This is a genomic window from Fulvivirga kasyanovii (genome assembly GCF_009711405.1).
Taxonomy (GTDB): Bacteria; Bacteroidota; Bacteroidia; order Cytophagales; family Cyclobacteriaceae; genus Fulvivirga; species Fulvivirga kasyanovii.
In genome coordinates this window covers 1-6853 of the sequence record NZ_SMLW01000356.1, presented here as the reverse complement: position 1 = coordinate 6853, position 6853 = coordinate 1, and the positions used below count along the sequence as shown (strand labels likewise).

Annotated in this window: 2 protein-coding genes; both read right to left on the bottom strand. The window is 41.6% G+C overall.

What is annotated here, in order from left to right:
- Positions 1-72: 72 nt before the first annotated feature.
- Positions 73-3387, bottom strand: coding sequence for a T9SS type A sorting domain-containing protein (locus E1163_RS03755; protein WP_155169591.1), 3315 nt, complete (start codon positions 3385-3387; stop codon positions 73-75).
- Positions 3388-3504: 117 nt separating this feature from the next.
- A complete protein-coding gene (locus E1163_RS03750) occupies positions 3505-6831 on the bottom strand; it encodes a T9SS type A sorting domain-containing protein (protein WP_155169590.1) in 3327 nt (1108 codons plus the stop codon).
- Positions 6832-6853: the final 22 nt, after the last annotated feature.

Below are 6853 nucleotides of genomic sequence, written 5' to 3'. Positions count from 1 at the left end.
CGATTTCATTTTCACTGTTTGCCGATTACTATTTACTCGTTTACTGATTACTGTTCCGTTGACCGAAGCCAATCACCTAAACACTACCCTTCCATGTAACCGCTTTCCCGAACTCTTACTCAGTACCACATTATAGATACCCGCGGGTAATTCGCCTTTCTTGATCACGGCCCGATCAAATATCCCTTCGATATCCCTAACCACGCGGCCAGCGGCATCAATTACCTTCAGCTCATACTCATCACCGTCAGGACTAAACCTAACATTAACACGGTCGTGAGACGGGTTTGGATAAAAAGTCAGATTTCCTACTTCTCCAAAATTTGCTGCAAGGTTGGAACCCACTTCTCTTGCGGTATTCTCTTCTGCAAGTCGTCCTCCGGAAAAAGATGCAGAGTTTATCGAACAACTATCATTATTTTCAATCCTGATCTGATAATATTGTGTAAATACAGAAGGATCAAGGTCGGTATAGGTAAAGAGATACGCGGGTACACTTGTCAAAAGCTCCATATCTGTCGGTGATGATCCCCGGTATATCTTAAAGCTGTTGTAATCAAAGCCTTCATAGCCATCCCAAATAAGATTGATTTGCCCCAGGTTGCCTTCATTTACCGTTAGGTGCATTGTACGATGAAAGTCACTGTAGTCAGACTCGTTCATACACTCATCTACAGCGGTCACCACATATTTGAAGCTCCGCTCCCAATTATGGGAGGAATCATCGAAGAATTCGCCGCTTCTAGTCGACCCAATAAATTCAAACTGACCCGTTGCTGTAGTTTCCTTATAGATATTGTAGTCAACTGCTCCATTTAAAGAGATATTGATTAAATTGCCCTCATCCATAGAGGATATGGTGCAAATTGAAGGAGCCTCAGGTTTGATATCCCCAATATCGAGGTCTTCTGTAGCATCCATACAGCTATTGGCATCAGTTATACTTAAGTAGTCCGCCTCCTCTACAAATATCGTTTTCACATCGGAGGGACCGTATTTGGATAAACTAATTCTGGACCTATCATAACCAGGAACTAAAATCTGACCGTTACTCTGAAGTACTATAGGTGTGCTTTTATAATCTTCATATCCAGCGTATGCTATCTCCTTCGCAAAAGTAATGTTACCATCGTAGTCAAATTCGAGGAATGAATTATTATTGATACCCTCTACCAGATCACCGGGTTGCATTATACCTACAAATCCCTGGGCTGTAAGGTACACTTTATCATCATGACACAGCACCTCATAAATTCCTGACGTATCCAGAAATTCGTTTAAAAAAAATGGTCGCACCCAAATGAGTGAACCGTCAGCGCTGTTCAGCCGCAATAAAGACTGATTATTATGGATCACTTCTCCATCGATATAACCAAAACCCTTTACTCTTACTCCTACAAATAAATTACCCCGTTCGTCTGTGGCTAACTGATATCCTGCACTGGTATGATTATCACCACTTATAGTTTGTATCCATACTACATCACCACTCGACGACAATTTAGCTATGTACGTATCAGAAAATCCTTTAGACTGTAATTTTATGGAGTTAAAAGATATATCTCCCGAAAACCAGCCGGTAATATAAATGTCACCTCCTCTGTCTATAAAAAGATCATAACACCATTCCAATTTTCTTCCTGCAAATTCTTTCTCCCAGATGACATCTCCATTCGCAGTATATTTGATAAGCACCATGTCTGAACCACCATTACCAGGAACAGATGCATCTTTTTTTCCTACCAGATACAAATGCCCATACAGGTCTGACTCTACACGAATAGATTCAAAACCTAGTCTCTTTATCCAATTCAACTGTCCGTTCGGACTTAATTGAACCATATAGTATCCTTTGTTGAGCTGGTTTCCAAAAGGTAATAGTCTCAACGGATTGATCGCTCGAAGCAGGAAAGTATTATTGCCCTCTTCATCAACTGCAATATCCCCGAAAGTAGCATCCCTCCATGAGGTTGAAGGTGTTACTGATTCGGTATGTACCCCCCACCGGTAATTACCCCGATGGTCCAAACTCACATAATAGCCGCCCTTATTATCATCTTTCCCCAGTATGATCTCACCATCCGGTGTATTTATGGAAAATTTACCATGATAATTACCAGCCGAGTAAATATTATCTTCTTTGTCCAACCCCAAACCCTCAATACGATCAAAATCATGATGATTAGTAGGATCGGTTTCCTGCATACTGGCGAGCGCTTGACCAAATCCTTTGGTATCACCTAGTGGTTGCATGGCTCCACCATCAATGCTATATTGATAGGGTGCACTCCCTCCAGAAATATCTAAAAGTATACTATCTCCGGAACACCCCACACGCGAAGTGCTTATCCCCAGTTCACTTGGTTCTTCAATCCATATAGACGCCTTGGCGGTTTTTCCCCTTGCATCAGTTATGGTTAAAATATAGACACCCGCTGACAGCCCGGTAACATCACTTCCTGTATTTCCATTACTCCAACTATATTCAAATGGTGATTCTCCCGAATTTATTGTAACACTTATAGCTCCATCACTACCGCCATAGCAACTTACATCGGTAATAGCATAAGAAATACCTTCACCTTTATGCACCTCCACGGTATCAGAATAATATACTTCTCCATTAGTAGTCGTTATCCTGGTGCTAATATTATTATCCCCCGGCAATAGAGATATTTCCCATGCAGAGAAGAATGGCATTGAAGTTCTCGTAATAGCCTCCTCGTAAGTATCCACAAATACGCTAACTTCATCAATGATCAGATCACTATTATTGGAAAAGATCAGCTCACTCTGACCTTCCCGGTTCTCTTTGATAGCATTGTCAAATTTATCTGGCCCAAACCAGACAAATGGCGCCTGAGCACCTGTGAATACCGCTTTTTTGAGTCCTATATTGACTCCAAAGCTCCATGGCAAAAGAATATATTGAACCTCTCCGTGACGATTAAGCTCATCGACAGGGATCTTAAATTTTATCCAGCCATCATCCAGATATTCCGCAGACTCCAGATAATTGCCAAGAGGTGTGAACTGCTCATTATACTGATCGAGAAGACTCACTTTTACATTATCCCAATTGACATCACCATTTAAATCTTTCAAGGTTAGCTCTAAAAACTGAACCTCCAGGTCATAAATATTAAATATGGTTGTGTAAACCTTATGCTCGTCGTAGCCTAATAATATCCACGAAAATTCATCCGGACTACCTATGCGTAAATAATCCAGCTGAGCACTGCCGTCGAATGAAGCGTTAAGAGAAACACTATTGGGGACAATCTCCCCATGATCATCATAGCCTATGCTCACCGTTTGTGCATGAGCATACTGGAGAGCAGTAAGACATAGTATGCCGCTCCTGATAATTAAAGCTAACTTTTTCATAATCGTGTTGGTTTTTGGTAAATATTACATTTTCAGATTGGTCTATATGTTTGTTGGGCAAGGGACGATAACCCGGCATTTGCTTCTGGTGCACATGCCGGACTATGCATACCAGCATTACTCAAAGGCGATTCTCCCATACATGGGCTTACCGGAGGTTTTGGAGATAAAAACATTATAAATGCCCGAAGGTAAGTTGCCCCTTTCAATAGTAGCATGATCAAAAATGCCTTCAATCTGCCTTACTATTCTGCCCCCTGCATCAATCATTTTGAGTTGGTATTCATCCCCATCCGGGCTGAATTTCACCTGAACCCTGTCCTCTGCGGGATTGGGGTAAAACGTCAGGTTACCTGCTTCTTTAAAGTTGGCTGCTACATTTGAAGCCACTTCCATGGCAGTGCCTTCCTCTGCAAGTCGACCTGCCATATTTAATGACTGACCTGCGGAGCAACTGCCGTCATTTTCGACCCTTATCTGATAGTACAGTGTGAATGGAGAAGGGTCCAGATCCGTATATGTATAGAGATAATCAGGCACGCTGGTCAGTAGCTCCATATCGGCAGGTGATGAACCGCGATAGATCTTAAAGCTGTTGTAGGCAAAGCCTTCATAACCATCCCAAATAAGGTTGATCTGCCCCAGGTTACCTTCATTTACCGTAAGGTGCATGGTACGGTGGGGATTGCTGAAGTCCGACTCATTTCCACAACCATCAATGGCCGTTACCACGTATTGGTAGCTGCGTTCCGTTGTATTTGATGTTGAATCTAAAAATTCAGATTCCTCTGCCGAACCGATCATTTCGTACTCACCAGTAGCGAAGGTCTCTCTATGAATATTGTAAGCAACTACTGGTTCTTCATGTTCCCTGGAGGTAAAGAATAGTTTGTTGCCATTATTACCCGATGTTATATAGCAGATAGTAGGTGGAGCCGGTGGTAAATTTTTAAAGGTGAGATCATTGAGAATGAAAGAGCAGCCATTGACATCACTAACTGTAATATATTGATTCTCCGGAGAAATAGGAATGGATTGCCTCATGGGAGGTCCATGCTTTATAATGGCAAATCCTCCTTTCGAATTACTAACTACCAAGTGATTATCACGTGTTATAGCTATACGTTCATCATTATGGTAATCGTATTCAAAACTGCCCAGTCCTCTTAGCGAATGTAAATTTCCTGAATAATCAAATTCTAACAAGAAGATATCATCATAAACACCCGGCTTGAAATTCTCTCCTTCCCGGAAAATCAAAGTAAATGCCTCAGTAGTCATATATATGCTGTTATCGATAAAAACCAGATCAAAGGTTTCTTCCGGATTCAGGAAACCAGCATGAGCGTAAGGCCTTCCCCAAAGGATACTACCATCTTGTGCATCCATCATAAAAAGTACCTGCTCCGACTCAAAACCATACAAATCTCCAAACTTACCATCGCTACCATTAAAAGTAATGGTTACAAATACGTTACCATTACCATCTTCCATAACAGTATATCCTGCATCATCGTTATTAGAACATCCGCCTGCTTTAGCCCATAATGGTTCCCCTTCACTATTAAGTTTGGCAACATAAGCATCCTTACCTCCCTGGCTTTGTAATTTCAAACCACCAAAATTGATCTCTACTGAAAAACTTCCGGTTAAGTAAATATCACCTGCCTTATCAATGAACATATATTCGTTAGTTTCCCCACCCATTCCTGATATTTCTTTCTTCCACAGCAACTCACCAAATTGGTTATATTTACTTATAAACAGGTCTGAAAGACCATTTCCGGTATTCGTAGTATAAAGTTGCCGGCCAATGACATAAATATTACCTGTCGCATCTACTCTTACATTGCTTAATGATGCTTCGTATTCCTTTATCCACTGCAAATTCCCATGTGTATCAAAATGAATTAGATAGGCACCTTTGGGTAAGTTAATACCTGCTGGCTCCAGAATAATGTAGTTTCTTTTTACTTCTATAATTAATGTACTATTGCCATCATCATCTACGGTCATGTCTGCTGTCCTGCTCCGATAATATTCATGAGGCTCATTATCTTCTGAATAAATTCCCCATGAGAAAGTACCCTCAGCATTAACCTTGACTAAAAAATTACCTCTTCTGCCCAAACTTCCAACAGAACCACTGCCGAACTCTATTAGTCCGTCATGCTCACCTGCCAAATATACATTGTCACCCTGATCTACTTTAAGCGCAGTTCTTCGCGAAAAATACCCCTCTCTATCGGTTGCATTACTGGCACTTAACTGCCATACATCTTCTTCGTCAACAGTTCCGAGACTTTCAAACGGAGCTCCATCAACACTATACTGATAAGGAGCATTACCGCCGTAAACATTTAAAAAAGCACGATCCTCATAGCAATGGTCACTCGACATGTCTGCACTTATATCATTTGACTGTTGTACCTCTATGGTGGCTGTTGATGTCTTTCCAAGCGAATCTATAACCTCTACTGTATAAAGGCTGGCGGAAAGACCTGTTATATCCTCGGTGGTAGCTCCGTTAGTCCATGCAAAAGTGTAAGGAGGCGTACCTCCGTTTATGGTTAGATCTATACTACCGTCACTTTCGCCATTGCAACTGACAGGGGTTACTTTATATGATAATCCGGCGGGCACCTGAAATGATAAGGTATCAGAAGAATAGGTATTTCCTGATTTGTCTAAAACAACGGCTACAAATTTATTCTCTCCTTGTAAAACTCCCGGATGGAAAGGCTTATATGGCATTGACAACTGGACAAACTCATTACCGGTGTTAAGCACCCGCAGTTTCATTTCATCAACTATCATACCGTCGTTCCTGAATATCAGTTCACTTTGAGCTGGCTGGTTATCTTTTCGGGCATTGTCAAATTTTTCGCTGCCAAACCATTGCAGAGGTTCTTTATCTCCTGTAAAGGTGATATCCCTTACGGCCATGTTGGCGTTGAAAGCATGTGGAAATACCATGTGGCTGATAGGCGCCACCGGTTGCAGGTCCTTAAGGGGTATCGTAATCCTGAACCAGCCATCTCCCAGGTCCTCCGCACCTGCAATGTAGTTGCCAATAATAACCTTACGGTTGGGGTACTCTTCATTCAGGCTGAGCATCATTTGGTTCCAATTGGTTGACCCGAGATCCTTCAAAGTCATTTTCAAAAACTGAAAGCCTCCTGCTTTCAAGTCTGCAACTTCTTTAAAAACAGCATTTTCATCATAGCCGAGTTTAGTAGCAGCATACTTACCTGCACTGTTGATTTTTAAATAATCAATTTGAGCTTTCCCTTCAACCTCAAACTGAACCCGCACATTTGTGGGCCGAATTTTGCTCCCGTCGTCAATACTTAAACTTACCGCCACAGTATCCTGGGCATAAACTGACAGGCATGCGCAAACATAGCACACGCCACATGTGATCATTAAAGCCAATCTTTTCATTTTGTTGGTTTTTTTAGTTAGA